Annotated in this window: 16 protein-coding genes; 12 read left to right on the top strand and 4 right to left on the bottom strand. The window is 53.9% G+C overall.

What is annotated here, in order from left to right:
- Window positions 1-23 precede the first annotated feature (23 nt).
- Both BV494_RS22695 and BV494_RS22690 read left to right on the top strand, forming a co-directional pair.
- Complete coding sequence (locus tag BV494_RS22695; RefSeq protein ID WP_305000093.1) at window positions 24-4,412, top strand: hemagglutinin repeat-containing protein; 4,389 nt, start codon at window positions 24-26, stop codon at window positions 4,410-4,412.
- Between the two features lie 9 nt (window positions 4,413-4,421).
- Window positions 4,422-4,685 carry a hypothetical protein gene (locus BV494_RS22690; protein ID WP_104925068.1) on the top strand — a complete coding sequence of 88 codons (264 nt, stop codon included), beginning with the start codon at window positions 4,422-4,424 and terminating at the stop codon, window positions 4,683-4,685.
- Window positions 4,686-4,744: 59 nt separating this feature from the next.
- Here the strand turns inward: BV494_RS22690 and BV494_RS22685 are convergent, their stop codons facing one another.
- Both BV494_RS22685 and fhuE read right to left on the bottom strand, forming a co-directional pair.
- Window positions 4,745-5,128 carry a hypothetical protein gene (locus tag BV494_RS22685; protein ID WP_192938188.1) on the bottom strand — a complete coding sequence of 128 codons (384 nt, stop codon included), beginning with the start codon at window positions 5,126-5,128 and terminating at the stop codon, window positions 4,745-4,747.
- Window positions 5,129-5,197: 69 nt separating this feature from the next.
- Entirely contained in the window at window positions 5,198-7,414 is a 2,217-nt protein-coding gene (gene fhuE, locus BV494_RS22680; protein WP_104925066.1) for a ferric-rhodotorulic acid/ferric-coprogen receptor FhuE, read from the bottom strand.
- A 330-nt stretch (window positions 7,415-7,744) separates the two neighbouring features.
- On the opposite strand from fhuE, the gene BV494_RS22675 reads away from it, so the two are divergent.
- The 10 genes from BV494_RS22675 to BV494_RS22630 all read left to right on the top strand — a co-directional run bounded on the left by BV494_RS22675 (window position 7,745) and on the right by BV494_RS22630 (window position 20,537).
- Window positions 7,745-8,647: a homocysteine S-methyltransferase family protein gene (locus BV494_RS22675; RefSeq protein WP_104925065.1), complete on the top strand. Its 903-nt coding sequence runs from the start codon at window positions 7,745-7,747 to the stop codon at window positions 8,645-8,647.
- A 72-nt stretch (window positions 8,648-8,719) separates the two neighbouring features.
- Window positions 8,720-10,261, top strand: a complete 1,542-nt coding sequence (locus tag BV494_RS22670; RefSeq protein WP_192938218.1) for an ABC transporter substrate-binding protein — start codon at window positions 8,720-8,722, stop codon at window positions 10,259-10,261.
- 106 nt (window positions 10,262-10,367) lie between these two features.
- Window positions 10,368-11,306, top strand: coding sequence for an ABC transporter permease (locus BV494_RS22665; protein ID WP_104925280.1), 939 nt, complete (start codon window positions 10,368-10,370; stop codon window positions 11,304-11,306).
- An 18-nt stretch (window positions 11,307-11,324) separates the two neighbouring features.
- On the top strand, window positions 11,325-12,140 hold the full coding sequence (locus tag BV494_RS22660; protein WP_104925063.1) for an ABC transporter permease: 816 nt from the start codon (window positions 11,325-11,327) through the stop codon (window positions 12,138-12,140).
- A complete protein-coding gene (locus BV494_RS22655; RefSeq protein WP_104925062.1) occupies window positions 12,137-13,729 on the top strand; it encodes an ABC transporter ATP-binding protein in 1,593 nt (530 codons plus the stop codon). The genes BV494_RS22660 and BV494_RS22655 overlap by 4 nt, the downstream gene beginning before the upstream one ends.
- 310 nt (window positions 13,730-14,039) lie before the next feature.
- Window positions 14,040-15,710: a methyl-accepting chemotaxis protein gene (locus tag BV494_RS22650; RefSeq protein WP_104925061.1), complete on the top strand. Its 1,671-nt coding sequence runs from the start codon at window positions 14,040-14,042 to the stop codon at window positions 15,708-15,710.
- Window positions 15,711-15,879: 169 nt separating this feature from the next.
- On the top strand, window positions 15,880-16,245 hold the full coding sequence (locus BV494_RS22645; RefSeq protein WP_104925060.1) for a hypothetical protein: 366 nt from the start codon (window positions 15,880-15,882) through the stop codon (window positions 16,243-16,245).
- A 436-nt stretch (window positions 16,246-16,681) separates the two neighbouring features.
- Entirely contained in the window at window positions 16,682-17,095 is a 414-nt protein-coding gene (locus BV494_RS22640) for a hypothetical protein (protein ID WP_226790129.1), read from the top strand.
- Window positions 17,096-17,660: 565 nt separating this feature from the next.
- Window positions 17,661-19,046, top strand: a complete 1,386-nt coding sequence (locus BV494_RS22635; RefSeq protein WP_104925059.1) for a diaminobutyrate--2-oxoglutarate transaminase — start codon at window positions 17,661-17,663, stop codon at window positions 19,044-19,046.
- A gap of 18 nt (window positions 19,047-19,064) precedes the next feature.
- A complete protein-coding gene (locus BV494_RS22630; RefSeq protein ID WP_104925058.1) occupies window positions 19,065-20,537 on the top strand; it encodes a pyridoxal phosphate-dependent decarboxylase family protein in 1,473 nt (490 codons plus the stop codon).
- A gap of 741 nt (window positions 20,538-21,278) precedes the next feature.
- Here the strand turns inward: BV494_RS22630 and BV494_RS22625 are convergent.
- Window positions 21,279-22,133: an aldo/keto reductase family oxidoreductase gene (locus BV494_RS22625; RefSeq protein WP_104925057.1), complete on the bottom strand. Its 855-nt coding sequence runs from the start codon at window positions 22,131-22,133 to the stop codon at window positions 21,279-21,281.
- Between the two features lie 123 nt (window positions 22,134-22,256).
- The gene (locus BV494_RS22620) at window positions 22,257-22,742 is read right to left on the bottom strand and encodes a nuclear transport factor 2 family protein (RefSeq protein ID WP_104925056.1); all 486 of its coding nucleotides are present in this window, start codon (window positions 22,740-22,742) and stop codon (window positions 22,257-22,259) included.
- Between the last annotated feature and the right edge of the window lie 45 nt (window positions 22,743-22,787).

Below are 22,787 nucleotides of genomic sequence, written 5' to 3'. Positions count from 1 at the left end.
AAACCACCGTCAACGGCCAGACCGTGCTTGCGCCAAAACTCTATCTCTCGGCTAACGATACTCATGCGGTGACCGGCAGCGTGATTTCCGGGAATACCGTCAATCTCGACGCGGGTCATATCGTCAACGCCGGCAGCACGCTTCAGGCACAAACGCAGCTGGCGGCGAAAAGCAGCAGCTCACTGGATAACCTGAACGCGGGGCTGATTGCATCCAACGGCAGCCTGCAACTGAGCGCGCTGGGGGATATCAATAACATCGGTTCCTCGATTGCCGGACAAACTGTCGCCCTGGCTTCGGTCAGCGGCGACATCAATAACGTCACGCAGGCGCAGCAGTGGGTTGCCGCGCCGACGACCAGTAAAAATAAAACCTCACAGCTGACGTTCAGTGATACCCAGACCGGTGATGTCGCCAGCATTTCGGCCACCGGCGGGCTTGCCCTGACGGCGGGCAATAGCATCAACAACACCGGCGCAAAACTCAGCGCCGGGAGCGATTTGCAGCTGGTCGCACTCAACGATATCAACATCACCGGCAATGCGCTGAGCACCAGCAAATCGACGGCGAAAACGAGCGCACAGACCACCGGCAGCCAGGCCAGCGAAGTCAGCGCGGGCGGCAGTATGTCGGCCAGCGCGGGTAACAACCTGACGGTCGCAGGCAGTGCCGTGACAGCTAAAGGTGACACCACGCTGGCGGCGGTGAATGACATCAATCTCGACGCGATGGACAAAAGCAGCCATCAGACCAGCGGTAAAAATAAAGCAGACGATAACAACGCCACCCGCACGGTGGTGAGCAGCGGCGGTGACCTGACGTTCAGCGCAGGCCGTGACCTCAACTCGCAGGCGGCGCAGCTGACCGCCGACCTTAACGCCTCACTCAGCGCGGGTCGCGACGTCAACCTGAACGCCCAGCAGACCAGCACCTACAGCGAAACCCACGGCAATAAAAGCGTAAGTATCCGTGAAAATGTCGGGCAGGAAGGGACGGCAGTGGTGAGCGGCGGGAGTACGACCATTGCCGCCGGACGTGACATTACGACACAAGCTGCGCAAGTCCAGGCCACCGGTGACCTGGCCCTGAACGCCGGTCGCGACGTCAATATCACCACCGCCCAGGAAAGCCAGTACAGCTACGACGAACAGACCAAAACCAAGAAACATCTCTTCTCCAGCACCACCACGCACACCGTCAAAGAGGATTATTCCACCACGGAAAAAGCCTCGCAGCTCAGTGGCGACAGGGTATCCATTGTTGCCGGTCAGGACCTGACGGTTAAAGGCTCGTCGGTGGTCGGTGACGGGGATGTGACGCTTAAAGCGGGGAACAATGTCGATATCGTTGCCGCCACTGATACCAGTTCCAGTTATCGCCTGAGTGAGACTAAAAAGAGCGGGCTGATGGGCACGGGAGGCTTTGGTGTCACCATCGGCAGCGCACAATCGCGACATCAACTCAATGAAGATGGTGCCACTCAGAGTCAGAGTGTAAGCACTATTGGTTCAACCGGCGGTAACGCAAATATTGTCGCGGGTGAAAAAGCACATATCAGCGGCGCGGATGTGATTGCCGATAAAAATCTCAATGTTGTCGCGGGTGAAATAGTGGTTGACCCCGGTAACAATTTATTGAGACGTAAAGAGAGTTACGAGCAGAAAAAGAGCGGTCTGACATTGTCAGTGTCCAGCCCGGTGACCGATGCCATTCTAGCAGCGAACAGCACACTGAAACGGAGTGGGGAGGTCAGCGACGAACGGCTGAAAACGCTTTATGCAGTGCAGGCGGCAGATAATGCCTGGATAGCTGTCGCGGGTGCCTCTTCCATGGCGACGGATGTAGCCCAGGGCAATCTGAACGCCGTTAAGGTGGAAATAAGCGTAGGTTCGAGTAAAAGCTCATCTGAATCCAGTTCCACACAAAATCAGGTACGCGGCAGCACCCTCAGCGCAGGCGGGAATACAACGCTGGTGGCAACAGGTAATAAAGGTACCAGCGGTGATCTTCATATCAGCGGCAGTGGTGTCACAGGCAATAATGTCACCCTTGTGGCGAAGAATGACCTGCTGCTGGATGCCGCATCTAACAATACCGAGCAAACCAGTAAGAATAACAGCAGCGGCTGGAACGTCGGTGTGCATATATCGCTGGGTCAGGAGACAGGAATTGGTGTCTCAGCCAGTGGCTACCAATCAAAAGGAACGGCTGACGGTAAGAGTACCGAGTATGTTAATTCCCGTGTCAGCGCCAGTGACGCGCTTAGCCTCAGCAGCGGGCGGGATACGGTTATCTCCGGTGCGCAGGTATTGGGTGAAAAAATCACAGCTGAGGTAGGACGCGACCTTACGATTAGCAGCCTGCAGGATACTGACGAGTACCACAGCCAGCAGAAAAGTGTGAGTGGTGGCGCTAGTTTCACTTTCGGGTCAATGACCGGTTCGGCCTCATTAAGCATTAATAAAAGCAAAACCGACAGCGACTATGCCAGTGTCGGTGAGCAAAGCGGGCTATTTGCCGGCGATAAAGGGTTTGATATTACAGTCGGCAACCATACTCAGCTGGATGGTGCAGTCATAGCCAGTACCGCGACGGCAGATAAGAACTTGCTTGATACCGGTTCGTTGGGCTGGAGCAACATTAATAATGAAGCGCAGTACAGCGCCAGTAGCCAAGGTCTTGCCGCGGGTTTCTCGTCGGAAAAAAATGATAAAGGCGAGCGGGCTAACGGCGGGGGTGTTGTCCCTGTTATTGGTGTGAAGAGTAGCGGTGACGCTTCAGGTACAACACAATCGGCCATTGCTGCGGGCAGTATCGTGATCCGAGATGGCGCGAAGCAGACGCAGGATATTGCAGGTTTAAGCCGTGATACCGACAACGCTAATGGTCATATCGATAAAATTTTTGATGAGAAGAAAATTGCCGAGCAACAGGAACTCGCGGCGGTATTCGGGCAGATGGCGAACTCGGCCGCCGGTAATCTTGGTGAGGCAATGGGTTGGGGGCCGGATAGCCCCGAAAAAGCCGCTATTCACGGTGTGATAGGGGCAATCCAGGCAAGTTTCGGTGGCGGTAATGCGCTGGCAGGCGGGCTGGCCGGGATGAGCAGCGAAGCGTTTAGTCAGATGGTCGATACTTATCTGAGCAACAACACGCAACTGGACCGCAATGAAAGAGGGGCCATCACCCAGTGGGCCGCCACGTTAAGTGGTAGTGCAATTGGCGGAATTATTGGCGGAACAACCGGTGCACAATCTGGCGCAGCCATCTCACTGGATGCGGAACGTTATAACCGGCAATTGCACCCTGATGAAGTGGCCCGAATCCAGCAATTGTCCGGAGGGGATAAAGACAAAGAAGCGCGTCTGAAAGCAGCGGCCTGTGCGCTGGTGAAATGTTCTGCTGAGTTTGCGGAAGGTTCTCCGGATTATGTGAAAGCGCTGGCGCTGGAGCAGTTAGGTAACAGCGATGCGTATGCAGCAGAACGTGCGCAACTGTCATCTCAGAGCGGCAGCCAACTGATTTATGCCATGGGCAGTAATGCCAGTGCCAGTCTGCCAATGTTCGGGTATTCGGTCAGCGATCAAACCGGTGATGCGCTGTCTCACTATGGTGTGGGGACACGTTTAAGTGGTTTGACGCAATTTACCGCAGGAGAACTCCAGGCGGTAAGTGGCGCGGCAATATGCACTACCAGCGCGGGTGTAGCTTGTCTGGCAGGCAGTTATCTGGCAGCCTCAGGGCTGGATACGGCGAATGCAGGTTTTAATACCTTCTTGTCTGGTGTCAACCAAAAAACCAGCGGTGCGTATTTGCTGGAAGGGTTGGGAGTCTCTCCAGAGTACTCAGAATCAATCTACGGGTTTTCCCAAATGGGGGCACTAGGTCTTGGTGTGTGGAATGGATTTCGGGTGGAATCTACTGCCGCGACAGGGACTGTGCCCGGTACTAGCGAAATATTGTCCACCCCACCAGGGCAAAGACCTGATCCGGCTGCGTATATGACCCCGGAATATATTTCTCAGCATTTGGCATTGTTCGATGAGGGAGCGACGAAGTTCATGAAGGAAACTAACTTTAATAAGTATGGCATTGGTCAAATTGATGGCACGTCCTTCGTTTTGTCTAAAACAGAAGCTGATATGTTAATGAAGTATGCAAATGGAGATGCAGCGAAACTGGAGCAATCATTAGGTTTACCTTCCGGCTTCTTTTCTACAGGTAATGTTGTACGTGTTGACATCCCTAAACCTGGTGATTTTAATCTACGGATTCCTTCTGGAAATGAGGCCGGTGTGAATGAATTTTGGGTACCGGGAGGGATACTACCAAACAATAACGCCGAAGCAGTGATTGATGCGGGGAGTATATTACCCAGTGATTACACGGTTTCTCCTGTTAAATTTAGATGAGATAATTTAATGAAATTTGAAGACGTTTTTTTTAGCAGAGAGGAAAGATATTCTATTGGAATTGAAACAGAGACTGCTCGATATTATCTGTCCATTCCTGTAACCAATCATATGATTGATTATGAAGAATATTATGAGATAAGTGAAAGCGAGTATAATATCTTTCTGAGTAATCCTGCCATGGCAGTAGATTTTGCTAAACAATGCAAAAGACGAGAAAAGGATGATCTTCTAATCGTAAAACCAGGTGCTCTTAGAGGCGTTGCTTCTTAGCATAAACTCAGTCATATCTATCTTGACGGATTTTAACATTCTGTATTTGTCAGAGAATCTTACGTTCCATGTGCTTGCAGCAGATGTATTTTTGAAAGCGGCCAATCGTTATGTAATTCGAAAGATTTATGCAGGCTGCTTTTGAATTGAAAAAGCAGCCAGCCGCTTTCAGAAAGCTTGCTGAATGAGTGTTTCGAGACCAAAAGGCTCGAAGACCGAAATGAAGGTACCGCGCAGCGGCAAGTTTTCGCGGCAATAGCAAGAGGTGCTGAAACATAACCAGCGAGCGGCAGCGCGTGTTGAAAAAGCGTGGGGAAATCCAAAAGGGGAAACGCTTTTCCCCTTTTGGTCGGTTTCGGCGAGAGCCGCTGAGCGATCACCGCAATTAAAAAACCGAAATTTACGCCAGGCTGCCGTTCCAAAGTTGTTTGGTTGCAACCCAAGGTCTTGACTTGAGTTAAGAGCTCACCGTACCGGTTATGCCCGATACGGCGAGTCTCTATGAGCCAAAATCAGAAACTATAACTCGCTGTCACCGACACATTCCTCGGCTCTCCGTACACCACGTACTGGCTGACACTCGTGTCATATTCTTTGTCGAACAGGTTGTTCACGTTGGCCTGAACGGCGAGTTGTTTCGTGACCTGATAACGGCTGAAGAGATTAACCACGGTGTAACTGCCTTGCTCGGCGTAACGGGTGCCGTTGCCGCTTGGGCCCGGAACATCCTGCCAGACGTGCGTCTGCCAGTTCGCGCCGCCGCCGACGGTCAGATCCTGCAACATCGGCAGGCGGTAGCTGGTGAACAGTTTCAGCTGCGTGCGCGGCAGTTGCGGGTTAACCGCGTCGCTGTTTTCGTCTTCGGCAATGTAACGGGTGCCGCCGAACGTCATCTGCCAGTTGTCGGTCAGCGCGCCGTTCAGCTCGAATTCAATCCCGCGACTCACCGTGCCGTTTTTGCCTTCATATGCCGTATCGGTCGAGCCTTCGATGGTGCGGCCGGTACTTTGCGCGACGTTATCCAGCTCCGCGCGGAACACCGCAACGGACGCGGTCAGGCGGCTGTTGAACCAGTCGGATTTCACGCCCGCTTCGTAGTTTTTGCCGATAACCGGTGCCAGATACGCGCCGTTGATATCGCGGTAAGTCTGCGGCTGGAATACCGACGTGTAGCTGGCGTAGGTTGACCACGTATCGTTGATATCGAACACCAGACCGGCATATGGCGTGATGTTGTTCTTCTCAATCTGAGCCGTCAGGGTGTCAGAATTCCAGTTGGTGTAACGCGCGCCGACAATCAGGTGCAGCGGATCGGCCAGCGAAATACGCGTGGCGACGTACGCTGATTTCTGGCGGATAACGTCCCGCTCAGCCAGAGAGCGCGGGCCCCAGTCGGTTTCCGGGAACTGGCTGTTGTAGTTGTTAAAGTTGCCCAGCTCTTCCGTCGAGACATTGGCGAAGGCGCTGTAATAGGTATTTTGCTGTTTGGAATAACTCATGCCGGTCATCAGCTCATGCTGACGGCCAAACAGTTCGTACGGGCCGCTGGCAAAGGCGTCCACGCCATCGACTTTACGTTTCCCGGTGTTGTAGCCGGTTCCCGCGACGACCGGATAACCTTCATAAGCGGATTCGCCCACGCCGGTGGTTTTATCGAAAGTCCCGTCTATGTACATCATTTTACTGTCGATACGGGATTCAGTGTGCGTGCCGTTCAGCGTCGCCTGCCAGCCGTTATCGAAGGACTGTTTCAGGGTGGTGAAGAGTTTAGTGGTCTCTTTATTGCTGTAAGCCCAGTCCGGCGCGGAGTTAAAGCCACGGCGGTAATCGGTTTTGCTGCCGTCGAGATACCAGCGCGGCATGCCGCCCCAGGTCGGGCTGTCAGTGTTGGTTTGCTGGAATTCGTAGCCCGCAGAAAGCAGGGTGGAATCAGTCAGGTCGGCATCGACCGTGGCGTAGACGAATTTTTTGGTCGCGCCGTAGCGTTCAACGTAGCTGTTCTGATCCTGATAACCGGTGATCAGGCGACCACGCACGCTGCCGGATTCATTCAGCGGGGTGGATAAATCCGCGACGTAACGTTGTTTGTTCCAGCTGCCGTAAGTCGCGGAAACATTGCCGGTGAATTCTTTGCTGTCGGCGTGTTTACGCACCTGGTTTACCGAAGCAGACGGATTGCCGGGACCGGTCATCAGGCCGGTTGCGCCGCGCACAACTTCGATGCGTTCGAAAAGCGCGGTGTCGGACTGAGAATCACCCAGATCCCAGCGCGGGTCGAAGGTGGTCGGAATGCCATCGACCATGTAGTTATCGATTAAAAAGCCACGGGCGTAATAGGTGCGACGGTCAAGATCCGAAACGCTTTCCTGAATGCCTGTGGTGTTTTTCAGCACATCGCCCAGCGTTTGCAACTGCTGATCCTGCATACGCTGCTTGCTGATGATACTGACAGACTGCGGAATGTCGCGCGTGGTCAGCGCCATTTTTGTGCCCGCAGTGGTGACCGGCACGCTGTAATCGGTGGCGGCAGTGTCGGCAGACGCAGCGTTATTTTGGCCGGTCACGACGACCGTATCGTCGGTTTTATTCGCCGTGGTTTCGGCGGCATAAGCAGAATGCAAAGAAGATGAAATAAAAACCGCAATAACAGAAAGTGAAAGTTTCTGTCCTAAATTATTATTCCTGCCACGGTTTGATTTAACTGACTTTTTCCCTGAAACGGATACCATTTATTAATCTCCGGAAGATTATTTTATATTTTATTAGCCACAACTTTTAGTTATTCGTAACGCTTTAAAAGGGTGAACAAGACCCGCCGGGATCCTCCAAAAAGAAGGCCGGAATGATGAAAGGTCAGGTTTAGTTAGTAAAGCGAATGAGAATAATACGTATTGAGTTTAACTGTGTAAATAATTATTACCATTCCGTCATCGCGAGTTTGCTTTTCTCTTTTTTAGCCATTAAGAAATCTAGACATCTAAACGTTCGTTTTGTAGAGTGTCATTTACCTGCTGAATTACTGTTTGATTCAGATAAGAAAAACGCGAGGCGGCGACACAATGATCAGTAACATTAAAATCCTCGATGGCGGAATGGGCCGTGAACTGGCCCGGATGGGCGCGCCGTTTCGTCAGCCGGAATGGTCGGCGCTGGCGCTGATCCAGGCACCGGAATTTGTCCGCAGGGCGCACAACGCGTTTATTGCAGCCGGTTCCGACGTGATCACCACCAACAGTTACGCCGTCGTCCCTTTCCATGTGGGCGAAACCGTCTTTGCAGAGCAGGGCGCGGCGCTGATTGCGCTTTCCGGAAAACTGGCGCGTGAAGCGGCGGATGCGGCAAAAACGCCGGTGAAAGTGGCGGGTTCCCTGCCGCCGGTTCTCGGCTCCTATCGCCCGGATCTCTTCGAACCGGTTGCGGCGAAAAAGCTGCTGACAGTACTGGTGGAAAATCTCAAAGACACCGTGGATTACTGGCTGGCCGAAACGCAAAGTTCGGTTGCCGAGGTCGAAGCCGTGCGCGAAGTGCTGACGGACGTACTGGGCGATGACCCGCGTCCGCTGTGGTTCTCTTTTACATTACAAGATCAGCTTAACGATGACGGTCAGGCGCTGCTGCGCTCCGGCGAATCCATCGAACAGGCGGTTGACGCTGTGCAGCGCTTATCCGCCAGCGCGATATTGTTCAACTGTAGCCGACCGGAAGTGATGGCGGCTGCGGTTCATGCGGCACGCGCCGCAAACACCTCCCTCGATATCGGCGTTTATGCCAACGCTTTTGAGCCTGCGGATAACAAACGCGGCGCGAACGAAGGGTTGAGCAAAATGCGTCAGGACACCGATCCTGCCGGATATCGGCAATTCGCCGAAGAGTGGGTGGCGCAGGGCGCAACGATGGTTGGCGGCTGCTGCGGTATCGGGCCGGAACACATCGCGGCACTGAAAAAAGCCTTCAGCCAATAAAATCAAAAACATCAGCCGCCAGACGGACTGAATTTAGGGGCGTCATCGCCTCAGTGACAGGGGAAAAACATGATTGATCGTCGTTCGTTTATTAAAAGTGCGGGGGCACTTTCCATCGCGGCTGCCACGCATTCTTTGTGGCTGGGCAACGCGTTTGCCGCGGAAGCGGAAAAGCCGAAAAAAGGCGGGCATTTAGTGGTGGGCGTCGATAACGCCTCCAGCACCGACCGTCTCGATCCGGCATTCTGGTTCGAAACCTACATGTATTTCGTCGGCTCTCAGGTCTTCAATAATCTGGTGGAAATCGACGAAAGCGCCGGACTTGCCCCTTCGCTGGCGGAATCCTGGTCATCTGCCGACGGCAGCAAAACCTGGGTGCTGAAAATCCGTCAGGGCGTGCAGTTCCACGATGGCCGCTCACTCGGCGCGAAAGACGTGGTGTATTCCCTGAATCACCACCGCGGCGAGAAATCCACGTCGCCGGTGAAAGGTTATCTGGACACCGTCAGCTCCCTGGAAGCGACCGGCGAACACGAAGTGACGATCAAACTGACGGCACCGGATGTGGAATTTGTCTGGCTGCTGAGCGCGGTGCATTTTGCGATCACTGCCGAAAATGAAAACTTCGACAAAGGCATCGGCACCGGCGCGTTCATTCTGGAGAAATTCCAGCCGGGCGTCACCACGCTGACCAAACGCAATCCGAACTACTGGAACAGCGAACGCGGGCATGTCGATTCCGTCGAAACGCTGGCGATGAACGACTCCACGGCGCGCGTGGCGGCGCTGGTTAGCGGTTCTGCGCACCTGATTAACCGCGTGAATCCGCGCATTGTCAGCCGTATCGAGCGTATGCCGAACCTGAAACTGGTGCGTGCGAAAGACAGCATGATTTACACCTTCCCTGGCCTGTCGAATCTGGCACCGTTTGATAACGTCGATGGCCGTCTGGCGCTGAAATATGCCATTGACCGTCAGCAGATTATCGACACCGTGCTGGGCGGTTATGGCACTGTTGCCAACGATAATCCAATTTTCCCGTCTAACCGCTACTTTGCCAAAGACATTCCGCAGCGTCCGTATGACCCGGAAAAAGCCCAGTTCCACTGGAAAAAATCCGGGTTCAGCGGCCCGCTGACGCTTAACGTTGCCGACGCGGGTTTCCCCGGCGCGGTCGATGCCGGTCAGCTTTATCAGCAATCAGCGGCGAAAGCCGGGATCAACCTCAACGTGGTTCGCGTGCCGGATGACGCGTTCTGGAATGATATCTGGCAGAAAAAAGCGTTTGTGTCGTCTAACTGGGCGAACCGTCCGACCGCCGATGCACTGCTTTCTCTGGTGTTTACCAGCCAGTCGTCGTGGAATGAATCGGCGTGGCACGTTCCGGCCTTCGACGCGATGGTGAAAGCCGCACGCGGCGAGCCGGACGAAGCACGCCGTAAGCAGATTTACCATGATATTCAGGTGATGCTGGTCGATCAGGGCAGTGAAGTGATCCCGCTTTACGCCGACGCGCTTGACGGTTGTTCTTCCAAAATTAAAGGGTTCACCTCCGTGCCGGGCATGCCACTGAGCGGTAACCGTGCGGCAGAGAAAATCTGGATCGAAAGCTGAACCGGGTAACAGAATAATGTCAGATCTTCCTTCATCAAAAACAACACAACGGCCTGCGGGCCGTTTTTCGCTGAACCGTATATCACTAAACGGCTCGCTTTTGCGCATGGTGCTGGTGCGCCTGTTTTATGGCGTGCTGGTGGTGCTGGCGGTTTCCGTGCTGATTTTTGCCGGTGTGCAGTTGCTGCCGGGCAACGCGGCCACCGCTATTCTCGGCCAGAGCGCGACGCCGGACGCCATCCGCGAGCTGAACTTACAACTCGGGCTGGATAAACCGGCGGCAAGCCGCTATCTGAGCTGGCTGTTCGGCGTACTGCACGGCGATTTCGGCACCAGCTTTTCCACCCGCGAAGCCATCAGCGGCCCGCTGTTTACGCGGCTTGGCAACACGCTGTTTCTGGCGGGATGCACCGCCGCCATCGCCGTTCCGCTGGCGCTAATCATCGGGTTTATTTCCGTGCGTTATCACGGCAGCGTTATCGATGCTTTCCTCAATGCCATCACCCGCGCCACCGTTGCACTGCCGGAATTTTTCTCCGGTTATCTGCTGATCCTGATTTTCGCCATCACCCTGGCGTGGGCACCGAGCAACAGCAGTATTTCGCCGGACATGCCGCTGGCGGCCAAACTTTCTGCGATCTCCCTGCCGTGCGCCACGCTGGTGCTGGCGATCCTCGGGCACATGAGCAACATGACCCGCGCCGCGCTGATTGCCGCGCAAAGCTCGGCGTATGTCGATACCGCGCTGCTGAAAGGGTTGTCGCCGTCGCGCATTTTATGGCGTCACGTTCTGCCCAACGCTATCGGGCCGATTATCAACGTCGTGGCGATCAATCTGGCGTATCTGATGGTCGGCGTGGTGATTGTCGAGAACGTCTTTGTGTATCCGGGGCTGGGGCAGTACATGGTCGACAGCATCAGTAAACGCGATATTCCGGTGATGCAGGATTGCGCGCTGTTGCTGGCCGGGATTTATATCCTATTGAATTTGCTGGCAGACGTGATGGCGCTGGTTGCCAATCCGCGTTTACGCCATAACCGTTAAATTTTAGGAATTGCTGCAATGCCTGCCTTAAAACCTGCCTCGATTCTTGGCCTGCTGGTGCTGAGTCTCTTTGTTCTTATCGCGATTTTTGCGCCGTGGCTGGCGCCGCACGCACCGGATAAAACGCTGGGGATGTCGTGGGATCTGCCGGGGCCGAATGCGCTGCTTGGCACCGATAATCTCGGGCGTGATCTGCTTTCGCGTCTCATCTGGGGGACCCGCGTTTCACTGGGCGTTACCGCGCTGGCGGCGCTGGTGGCCTTTTCGGTCGGCTGCACGCTGGGCTTTATTGCTGGCTTACGCGGCGGCTGGCTGGATCAGGTGATTTCGCGCTGCAACGATATTGTGATGGCGATCCCGACGCTGATCCTGGCGCTGATTGTGCTGGCGGTTCTGCCGAAAACCTTGCTGACCCTGACGCTGGTTCTCGGGCTGCTGGAATCCACCCGCGTGCTGCGCGTGGCGCGCTCGCTGGCGACAGATATCGGCGTGATGGAGTTTGTTGATGTGGCGCGTCTGCGCGGTGAAAGCCTTGGCTGGATCCTCTGGCGGGTGATTTTGCCAAACGCTTTACAGACGCTGATTGCCGAATTTGGCCTGCGTTTTATTTTCATTTTGCTGTTCTTGTCGGCGTTGTCGTTCCTTGGCCTTGGCGTGCAGCCTCCGACCGCCGACTGGGGCGGGCTGGCGCGGGATAATAAAGACGGCATTCTGTTTGGCGTCTGGGCGGCACTGATCCCCGGCGGGGCGATTGCGGTGCTGGCGCTGGCGGTAAATGCCGTCGCCGACTGGCTGATGAGCGGTTCGACCCGCGTCTGGGGGAAAAAATCATGAGCGACGTTTTACTCAAAACAGAAAACTTGTGCGTGGTGTCCGCCGGTAAAAATCCGCGAACGCTGGTGGATAACGTGTCTTTCACCGTCAGACGCGGCGAAGTGCTGGGGCTGATTGGCGAATCCGGTGCGGGGAAATCCACCATCGGGCTGGCGATCCTCGGTCATTGCCGTCAGGGAATGCGCATTCATTCCGGCAGTATTGTCTTTAACGGGCAGGATCTGACTGCGTTGTCTGACCGGCATTTACGCCAGATCCGGGGCCGCCATATTGCCTACGTGGCGCAGTCAGCCGGTGCGGCGTTTAACCCGGCGATGACGCTGGGCGAACAGGTAATTGAAGCGGCGCTGAAACACAAAATTTACAACCGTCAGCAGGCACAGGCGCGTGCCATCGGGCTGTTTGAACTGCTCGGTTTGCCGCAGCCGCAGGCGTTTTATCAGCGTTATCCGCATCAGGTTTCCGGCGGGCAGTTACAGCGGGCGATGATTGCGATGGCGCTGTGTGCCAACCCGGAACTGCTGATTTTTGATGAGCCGACGACCGCGCTGGATGTCACCACGCAGCTTGGCGTGCTGAAAGCCATTGCCGATGTGATCCGCATTTCCGGCGTGGCGGCGATTTACATCAGCCATGATCTGGCCGTTGTCGCGCAAATCAGCGACAAGATTATGGTGTTGCAGCAAGGTAAAACAGTGGAACAGGCACCGACCGCGCAACTGCTGGCGCAGCCGCAACAGGAATACACGCGGCGTCTGCTGAGTGCGCAGGGTGAAACCAAAACGCCGCAAACCGGCGAGGCACCGGTGGCGCTGAGTCTGCGCAATATCAGCGCGCGTTATCAGGCGCAGCCGGTCTTGCAGGATATCTCCCTGAACCTGCCGCGTGGCCGCACGCTGGCGGTGATCGGCGAATCCGGTTCGGGTAAATCGACGCTCGGCAAAGTCATTTGCGGGTTGCTCAGCCCGGAAACGGGGGAAGTGACGCTCGAACAGCACACGCTGCCAGTGGGTTTGCGTCAGCGCAGCCGCCCGCAGTTGCGCGATGTACAGCTGATCCATCAGATCCCCGATACCGCGCTGAACCCGAAAGAGCGCATTGGCGGGCAGATTTCCCGCGTGCTGGAATGCTTTACCTCACTGAACCGCAGTGAACGGCAGGCCAAAGTCAGCGAACTGCTGGCGCAGGTCGGGCTTCACGCGGAACTCGCGGAGCGTTTCCCATCGGCGTTGTCCGGCGGCCAGAAACAGCGCGTGTGCATTGCGCGGGCGCTGGCGGCGGAGCCCAAACTGATCGTGTGCGATGAACCGACGTCGGCGCTAGATCCGCTGGTAGCGCGCGACGTGCTGGCGCTGCTGCGTAAAATTCAGCACGACACCGGCATCGCTTATCTGTTTATCACGCATGATTTGCAGGTAGTGCGGGAGATTGCCGATGAAGTGGCGGTGCTGAAACAGGGTGTGATTGTTCGCCAGGGGCCGGTGGCGTCCGCACTGAGCGAACCGCTGGACGATTACACCCGCGAGTTGCTGCACTCGGTGCCTGAAATGCGCACCGGCTGGCTGGCGGAAATGTTCTCCGGTGAATAAAACGGCCTCCCCTGGAAAGGGGAGGAGTAATTCACAACCCCCTTATGTACAGTAACAAACCATTTTGATTCATCTCTCTTTACACTTCCATAATAATTCATTCACTAAAGATCTCTTTATTTGTACCGATAACCCTTCTGAACAGTAAATATTTTTTAAAGGTATTATCTCCGCTTTAAAAATTAATTTGAGATAAGTGCTGATGAATTATTTTAAAGAAAACAAATAATAATTTCGCTCAGCAATCATCAGTGCTTTGAATTGTTTAACGTTGTATTCATTTAATTGGCCAGGAAATAAGGGAGTGATAATGTTTCGAATGATCAACAATATGCGGGTGGGTGCCCGTCTGGGTGCCGCATTCAGCCTGGTAATTCTGTTATTAATTATTGTCAGTGTGACAGCAGTAACCAAAATAAGCGGTATCAACGCCAGCATTGAGCAAATAGTCAACGATCGTTATATGAAAGTGCGGCTGGCATTTGATGTCCGCGACGGTGTGAATAATCAGATTAAATTCCTGCGCGGAATTGTCATCGATACTAAAAATCCTGAGCAAAACCAAAAACGGTATTTACAACTTGATGACACCGTTAAACAAACCAATCTGGCGATGAGCAAAATTGCGGCCATCCAGACGACGGTGACCGGTAAGCAAAAAATCAAGGCATTGCAGGATGCCAGTGAAGCGTTTGAAAGCGGCAAAGAAGCGCTGATCGCACTGGCCCGTAACGGTGATATGGACGGTGCAACCGAATATGTACTGCGCAAACTGACCATTACGCAAAACACTTATCTGGACCTGGCGAGTGCTTTCGCCAATTCTCAGGATCAGCAGTTGCAGGCCGAAGGCAAAAAAGCGGTGGCAGACGGGCATACCGCCATCGAACTGACCCTGATTTTCTCCGCACTGGCGATTCTGATGGCCGCGGCAATGGGCTATTTCCTGACGCGTTCTATCACCCGTCCGCTGCTTAATGCCGTGAAAGTGGCTGAAAATGTGGCAGCAGGCGATCTGACCACACAGATTCAGGTGAACTCCCGCGACGAAACCGGGCAGCTGATGCAGGGCCTGAAAAACATGAACGAAAATCTGCTCAAGATCGTGACAGAAGTGCGTGCCGGTACGAACGCCATTAACAGTGCATCCAGCGAAATTGCCGCCGGTAACCTCGATTTGTCTTCCCGTACCGAACAGCAGGCCAGCTCGCTGGAAGAAACCGCCTCGGCGATGGAACAGATGACCGCGACGGTGAAACAGAATGCTGATAACGCGCGTCAGGCCAATCAGCTGGCGGCGCAGGCTTCCCGCGTGGCGGTTCAGGGCGGCGAAGTGGTCGGGCAGGTTGTGAATACGATGGAAGGCATTAATGTCTCTTCGCGCAAAATTGTCGATATCATTTCGGTTATTGACGGTATAGCGTTCCAGACCAATATTCTGGCGCTGAACGCCGCAGTAGAAGCCGCGCGTGCCGGTGAGCAGGGGCGTGGGTTTGCCGTGGTGGCCTCCGAAGTGCGCAATCTGGCGCAGCGTTCTGCCAGTGCCGCGAAAGAGATCAAAGTGCTGATCGACGATTCTGTATCGAAAGTCGATAACGGCACGCAACTGGTCGCCAAAGCGGGCGCGACGATGGCCGAAGTGGTGTCGAGTGTGAAAAACGTCACGGATATCGTGGGTGAAATCGCCATCGCCAGTAACGAACAAAGCACCGGCATTGAAGAGATTAACAAAGCCATCAATCAGATGGACGAAGTGACGCAGCAGAACGCCGCGCTGGTTCAGGAAGCGTCTTCGGCGGCGTATTCCCTGAATGAGCAGGCGGAGCGCCTGTCGCAGGCCATCAGCATCTTTAAAGTGAGTGCGGCCACGGCGACCTCTGCCGTACGCAAAGCCACGCAGGCAAACGCCCCGGCGTTGTTACCAAACCGTCGTGCGGTGCCTGCGGCCAGCACCGATGAAGGCTCGTGGGAAACGTTCTGATTTTCTGCGTTTTTTCTCAGTGAATTCTCCAAACCCGGTACTCAGTATCGGGTTTTTTACTTTTCTGCCGTTTTCAGACTTTTAAGACATTTCCCCTTACTGCCGTACTTCCCCTCTTTGTTATTGTTCTCCCGTTAAACACACTCATTTTTTGAAAGGGAGTTTTCATATGGCCGGTTTTCTGACAGCTAAAAATAATGCACGTCTGGGGATTGTCGCGGGTACAGCGGCTTTGCTTTTCAGTTTTGTGGCGAACGCAGATGTGCAATCACGTCAGCAGTTTCTGGATCAGGCCGCCGAGAAGAACCGTCAGCAACAGGAACAGGTTCTGCAACAGCAACGAAAACAACAGGAAGAGTTTGAGAAGAGTTCACGCGACTATGTCAGACAGGTTGAGGAACGTGTTAAACAGCAAAATGCCGAGACTGACCGCATCCATAAAGAAGCGGTCGATCGTGATAAACAGGATGAAATGGACAGACTTACGCGGGAGCAAAAAATGCGCGATGAAGCCGGAGATCCGGAGCGGAACTAATAAGCGCAATCTGATGTTTGGTTTCCGTTGCTGCGCCGTAACCCAAGCTCAGCCCCATGCAGCTTAAACCGGGAGACGAAACGTCGAGGCCAGATTTTCCCGGTAAGCGTTTTTACATGTGATTTTTCCCCAGAATTCACGTGATACGTACAGTGTCTGTGGGATCTGCCAACGTTGTCTTATGTGAATCTTGTAATCCTGAAATCCCGTGATTTCAGGATTAATATCAGCGAAGGTTTCACTTAGAACAGAGCATAGCCGCTGAAGGTTCATCGGATCAGAGGGGCAATCCCAGACCATAATGAGCTGAGTTCATCGGTCGGGGAGGATCCTGATTGTGAATTCCGCAAAGTAAATAAAATTCAATGCGCCGAATGGGGTAGGCTATTTTCTTAAGTCTCCGGGTCTTTCTGACAATAAGAGAAAAACGCTGAACATGACCAAAACTTTTTCGCCTTCCGCGCAGGCGCTGATGATGTCGTTACTGACGGGGCAGGTGGTTCACTGGCAACGGGCGTGGGTTTCACTGCCTTTTGCCGCGCAAACCTGGCTGACGGTCAGTTCTGTGATGTTTTCCAACGTTCTCGAACCGGTCTGGTGGTGTTGCCGTTGCCCGGATCCGGTGGTGACCGTCCGGAAAAATACCGTCTACTGGCTGGCGAATCTGGTGCAGGAACCCGGCCCGGCGGCGGAAAAACTGTGGGTGGAAGCCGTGAAAGCCCGCTACCAGATGCAGACGAACAGCGCGCTCGGGCAGGACGCCGATGCTTTTTTGCTGCAAGTTTTTCAGGACTACGTCGTGCTTTACGATTTTTACCGTAAAGGAAAAAATCATACGTCAAATGGCTAGCAATATTGTAAACCTGTTTTGGAAAGCGTCTTTCTGATTACCGGCGATATAATAAATGTCCGAATCATTTCGATAATAACCTGCCGTTATATCGGTGTAATATATTTCAAAATTTATATTCGGCTACTATTCAGCCATTTACTGCCCGGACGATTAATATCCACATTCATGCAACGTCCGGCAGGCTATAATAATCACGTTGTTCTGGGATCCGCTCACCGGCATCTGTTCCGGTGTGAGATCACGTCCGGCCAGTGGGGACAAGACGTGACTTAAGGGCGATTTTGTTCCCGTGGTATCACGCGTTTAGCCTTTGTTTATCGGACAGGATGTGCTTTTTAGTGCTTTATTAATGACCGTGTAACGGAGTTAAGTCAGCATGATCGTTCACTAAATCAGCAACATATTGATTCCTTTAAAAAAGAATAAACAATTCTATACAAAATAAATTATTGAGGTACAGAGTAAAAAGCCATATATTGGCCGCGTTTTTCTCATGGTACTTACCTTTTAAATACATTTATTCAATTGCAGCGTTTCCAAAACCTGCGGTTGTAGGAGAGATATGATGACGGATAAAGTCCGTATTGACAGTTTAGGTGCGAATTCATTAAACGGAAACAATGAAACCTATTTGGCGAGACAAGCTGAATTTGAATCGAATGTCAGGAGCTACCCGCGCAAGTTGCCGTTAGCAATTGCGAAGGCCAATGGCGTGTGGATCACCGATGTTGAGAACAATCAATATCTTGATTGCCTTGCCGGTGCCGGTACGCTGGCTCTTGGACATAATCATCCGGACGTGCTGCAAAGCATCCAAAATGTCATTACCAGCGGCTTGCCGTTACATACACTGGATCTGACAACACCGTTGAAAGATCAGTTCTCAGAATATCTGCTTTCTTTATTGCCGCAACAGGGCAAAGAGTATTGCCTGCAGTTCACCGGCCCGTCCGGCGCGGATGCGGTAGAAGCAGCGATGAAACTGGCTAAGAAATTCACCGGTCGCTCTGGCATCATCAGCTTCTCCGGCGGTTATCACGGTATGACACACGCCACGCTGGCGGTGACCGGTAACCTGTCTCCGAAAGAAGCGGTCAACGGCATGATGCCGGAAGTGCAGTTCATGCCTTATCCGCACCAGTACCGCTGCCCGCTGGGCATTGGCGGTGACGCTGGCGTTAAAGCATTAACCTATTACTTCGAAAACCTGATCAACGACGTGGAAAGCGGCGTTCGCAAACCTGCGGCTGTGATTCTGGAAGCCGTTCAGGGCGAAGGCGGCGTGAACCCTGCGCCGGCTGAGTGGTTGCAGCGCATCCGTAAAGTGACTCAGGAACACGGCATTCTGCTGATCCTCGACGAAGTTCAGGCTGGCTTCTGCCGTACCGGCAAACAGTTCGCCTTCGAACACGCGGGCATCGAGCCGGATATCATCGTGATGTCTAAAGCGGTCGGCGGCGGCTTGCCACTGGCGGTTCTGGGTATCAAAAAACAGTTCGACGCCTGGGCACCGGGTCACCACACCGGTACGTTCCGGGGTAACCAGCTGGCAATGGCCACCGGCCTGACGACGCTGAAAATCCTGAAAGACCAAAAGATTGCAGAAAAAGTCGCCGCGCAGGGTGAATGGCTGAAAGGCAAACTGGCTGACCTGCAAAAACGTTATCCGGTGATCGGTCATGTGCGCGGTCTGGGCTTAATGATCGGTATCGAGATCGTTAAACCTAACGAAGCGCAGGATCACATGGGTTGCTACCCGGCTGATGGCGATTTGTCTGCCCTGTTGCAGAAAAAATGCTTCGAAGCGGGCCTGATCCTCGAGCGCGGTGGCCGTAACGGCTGCGTGCTGCGCCTGTTGCCTTCACTGCTGATCACTAACGATGAGCTGGGTATTTTCCTCGATAAGTTTGAGCAGGCGCTGCTGGCGGCTGGCATCAAACCTGTCTGAGCGGAGTAAGAGATTCTGATGTCCGAGTTAAACCCTATTCTGGCAGGCTCAGCGCAAAGCACTGAAGCCTACCAGCAGGCCATTGCACAGAGCAGTGAAGCTGTTGTGCAGTGGCTGCAACAACCTGAGATGTATCAGGGGAAAACCGTTGCTGAACTGCGTGAACGTATTACGCTTGACTTCAATCCGCAGGGCCTGGGCAACCAGGCTGCGATTGAACGTGCGATTGAATACTTCCTGAAAGACAGCCTGTCGGTGCATCACCCGCAGTGCGTGGCGCATCTGCATTGCCCGAGTCTGGTGATCAGCCAGGCCGCGGAAGTGCTGATTAACGCCACCAACCAGAGCATGGACTCCTGGGACCAAAGCCCGTCAGCGACCATCATCGAGATGAAGCTGATTGAATGGCTACGTACTCAGGTCGGTTACCAGGCTGGCGATGCGGGCGTGTTCACCAGCGGCGGCACCCAGAGCAATCTGATGGGCCTGATGCTGGCGCGTGACGCGTTCTTCGCCCGTCAGGGACATTCCATCCAGCAGGATGGTCTGACCGGTAATCTGCGTAAGATTAAAGTGTTATGTTCTGAGAACGCGCACTTCTCCGTGCAGAAGAACATGGCATTGCTGGGCCTCGGCTACCAGTCCGTGACGCTTGTGAAAACCGATGAATTCGCCCGTATGGATTTCAACGATTTACGCGAGAAAGTGGCACAGGCGCAGGCCAACGGCGAGCAGATCCTGGCGATCGTCGCCACAGCCGGTACTACCGACGCCGGTGCTATCGACCCGCTGCGCGATATTGCGAAACTGGCCGCAGAGCACCAGATTTGGGTGCACGTTGATGCGGCGTGGGGCGGTGCCTTGCTGTTGTCTGAAAAATACCGTCATTATCTGGACGGTATTGAGCTGGTGGATTCCATTACGCTGGACTTCCACAAACAGTTCTTCCAGACCATCAGTTGCGGCGCGTTCCTGCTTAAAGAAGAGCGTCACTACGAGCTGATGCGCTATCAGGCGGCTTACCTGAACTCTGAGTTCGACGAAGCGGCTGGCGTGCCAAATCTGGTGTCTAAATCGCTGCAAACTACCCGCCGTTTCGATGCACTGAAACTGTGGATGGGTCTGGAAGCGTTAGGCCAGAAACAGTACGCCGAGATCATCGATCATGGCGTGACGCTGGCACAAGACGTGGCGCAGTTCGTGACGTCCGAAGCCGCGCTCGAACTGGTGATGAAGCCTCAGCTGGCGAGCGTTCTGTTCCGTTATCGTCCACAGCAACTGGCGACCGCCAGCGACGCGGCTATCGCGCTGCTGAACCAGAAAATCGGTGATGCGCTGCTGGAATCAGGCCGTGCCAACGTGGGCGTGACCGAACATAACGGCGTGACCTGCCTGAAACTGACGCTGCTGAACCCGACCGTGACGCTGGAGGATGTTAAAGTCCTGCTGGCGCTGGTTGAGAAAACGGCACAGCAACTGCTGAACGCGTAAGTTTTCACTCAGTACGCAGTAAAAAGCCGGTAACACTTTTCAGGTGTTACCGGCTTTTTTTATGCCTGACGCACAATCTCCCGCGACACGAAAAACCACCCGAAAGCCGTACGTTCCCTCCAATAATCCATTCACTGCGCGTATTTCCCGATAATCCGTATTTCTGGGGAACGGTATTCAGTGTGTTGTTTGCTCTGTTTATCCGAAATACAGTCACCGTTGTAATACTGAGTATGGTGATGTTTTACCTGGTGGGTTCAGTGCTTAAGCATTATCAAAAATGACGATCAGATGTGACTTCAGCCTGCTGTGAAAGCTGTCCGGGAACGCTCTGCTCCCGGATCGACCGCAACAAAAAAGCCATTCTGCAAAATAACGTCATTCGCAGAATGGCTTATGTTTTTTTACAGCGGACGCGATCAGCGTCCTGCTGGCCCTGATGAAGAAAACCGCACTTAGTTTCGTGCACCAATAATCAGTGCTGCGACCAATGCAATTGAAACGAACGACATATAACCCACCACTAAAGCTCTTTTCATCATTAAGCACCTCAGTTGAACGTTTTTCAGAACATCGGACTCACGACTGGACGCAGAGTAAACCGGGCAAATCGCAGCTTACCTATTGATGATAGATCACGCTGCCGTGGTCATGCTTCTTCTTTTTCAGGCCACCCCCGCGTTCAGCGCGTTTTCCGGTTCTGTCGTTCCTTCACCATCAGCCACTGATGAAAGGCTGGCCTTATATTCCGTTCAGTTTCGCCATGACTTCTTCAGACAATTGCAGCTTCGCACTCGCCAGATTTTCCTGTAAATGCTGCGGCGACGACGTGCCGGGGATCAGCAAAATATTCGGCGAGCGCTTGAGCAGCCACGCCAGCGCGACCTGCATCGGTGTGGCCTGCAATGTCGCGGCCACGTCATCGAGCGACGTGGACTGCAAACGCGAAAAACCGCCCAGCGGGAAGAACGGCACATACGCGATGCCCTGTTCTGCAAGGCTATCAACCAGCGCATCGTCGTGCCGGTTCGCCAGGTTATACATGTTTTGCACGCAGGCTATTGTCGTCAGTTTCTGCGCATCGGCGACCTGTTTTGCCGTGACGTTACTCAGGCCGATATGGCGGATCAAACCGCGTTCTTTCAGTTTGATCAACGCTTCCAGTTGCGGTTCCAGCGATCCTTCTTTCGGCTTGTGGACGTCGAGCATACTGCGCAGATTCACCACATCCATCGCATCCAGCCCCAGATTGCGCAGATTATCTTCCACCGCCTGCGTCAGCTCCTGCGGGCTGAAAGCCGGTAACCAGCCGCCTTTTGCATCACGGCGCGCGCCGACTTTGGTCACGATGCACAGATTTTCAGGGTAGGGATTCAGCGCTTTTTTGATCAGCCGGTTGGTTTCATGCGGGCCGTAAAAATCGCTGGTATCGATATGGTTCACACCGCTGGCGATGGCGTCCTGCAATACCTGAATACCCCGCGCTTCATCTTTCACCGGACCAAAAACGCCCGGCCCCGCCAGTTGCATAGCGCCGTAACCTAAGCGTCCCACTTCGCGATCGCCAAGGCGATAAGTCATTGAAGGCTGTGACATGGAATTCTCCTCTGTGAGTATGCATTGAGTGTAGCGCGTGATTAATCCGGCTGTTGAGGTTGCACCTTTGCAGGCGTTTATCGATTTCGTCCGCGAAGATAATCTGAACCGGGCGGCGGCGGATTAGAACCCGAATTCGCTCAGGCCGGGATGATCGTCAGGTCTGCGGCCCAGCGGCCAGTGGAATTTGCGATCCGCTTCACGGATAGGTAAATCGTTGATGCAGGCGTGACGTTCGAACATCAGTCCCTGCGCGTTAAACGCCCAGTTTTCGTTGCCAAAACTGCGGAACCAGTTTCCGGAATCGTCGTGCCATTCATAAGCAAAGCGCACGGCAATCCGCTCGCCGTCAAACGCCCAAAGCTCTTTAATCAGCCGGTAATCCAACTCTTTTGCCCATTTACGTTGCAGGAATTCCACCACACCGGCCTGACCTGTGACGAATTCGCTGCGGTTGCGCCAGCGCGTGTCGGCGGAATACACCTGGCTGACGCGCTGCGGATCGCGGCTGTTCCACGCATCCTCGGCGAGCCGGACTTTTTCGATGGCGCTTTCACGCGTAAACGGCGGAAGGGGTTTTTTCACAATTACGCTGCTGCTGTCAGTCATTATGGCCTCACGTTAAGGGAGAGTGTGCGTTGGTGTTTCATGTAT

Source organism: Rahnella sikkimica (assembly GCF_002951615.1).
Lineage (GTDB): Bacteria > Pseudomonadota > Gammaproteobacteria > Enterobacterales > Enterobacteriaceae > Rahnella > Rahnella sikkimica.
Note: the sequence above shows the minus strand (reverse complement) of the source record. Positions and strands in the feature narration are given on the sequence as shown.

Excerpts from the sequence above, each read along its gene's own strand:
- BV494_RS22635 (WP_104925059.1), top strand. The coding sequence starts at position 17,661 with ATGATGACGGATAAAGTCCGTATTGACAGTTTAGGTGCGAATTCATTA.
- BV494_RS22650 (WP_104925061.1), top strand. The coding sequence starts at position 14,040 with ATGTTTCGAATGATCAACAATATGCGGGTGGGTGCCCGTCTGGGTGCC.
- BV494_RS22690 (WP_104925068.1), top strand. The coding sequence starts at position 4,422 with ATGAAATTTGAAGACGTTTTTTTTAGCAGAGAGGAAAGATATTCTATT.
- fhuE (WP_104925066.1), bottom strand. The coding sequence starts at position 7,414 with ATGGTATCCGTTTCAGGGAAAAAGTCAGTTAAATCAAACCGTGGCAGG.
- BV494_RS22665 (WP_104925280.1), top strand. The coding sequence starts at position 10,368 with ATGGTGCTGGTGCGCCTGTTTTATGGCGTGCTGGTGGTGCTGGCGGTT.
- BV494_RS22640 (WP_226790129.1), top strand. The coding sequence starts at position 16,682 with ATGACCAAAACTTTTTCGCCTTCCGCGCAGGCGCTGATGATGTCGTTA.
- BV494_RS22620 (WP_104925056.1), bottom strand. The coding sequence starts at position 22,742 with ATGACTGACAGCAGCAGCGTAATTGTGAAAAAACCCCTTCCGCCGTTT.
- BV494_RS22675 (WP_104925065.1), top strand. The coding sequence starts at position 7,745 with ATGATCAGTAACATTAAAATCCTCGATGGCGGAATGGGCCGTGAACTG.
- BV494_RS22625 (WP_104925057.1), bottom strand. The coding sequence starts at position 22,133 with ATGTCACAGCCTTCAATGACTTATCGCCTTGGCGATCGCGAAGTGGGA.
- BV494_RS22660 (WP_104925063.1), top strand. The coding sequence starts at position 11,325 with ATGCCTGCCTTAAAACCTGCCTCGATTCTTGGCCTGCTGGTGCTGAGT.
- BV494_RS22655 (WP_104925062.1), top strand. The coding sequence starts at position 12,137 with ATGAGCGACGTTTTACTCAAAACAGAAAACTTGTGCGTGGTGTCCGCC.
- BV494_RS22630 (WP_104925058.1), top strand. The coding sequence starts at position 19,065 with ATGTCCGAGTTAAACCCTATTCTGGCAGGCTCAGCGCAAAGCACTGAA.
- BV494_RS22645 (WP_104925060.1), top strand. The coding sequence starts at position 15,880 with ATGGCCGGTTTTCTGACAGCTAAAAATAATGCACGTCTGGGGATTGTC.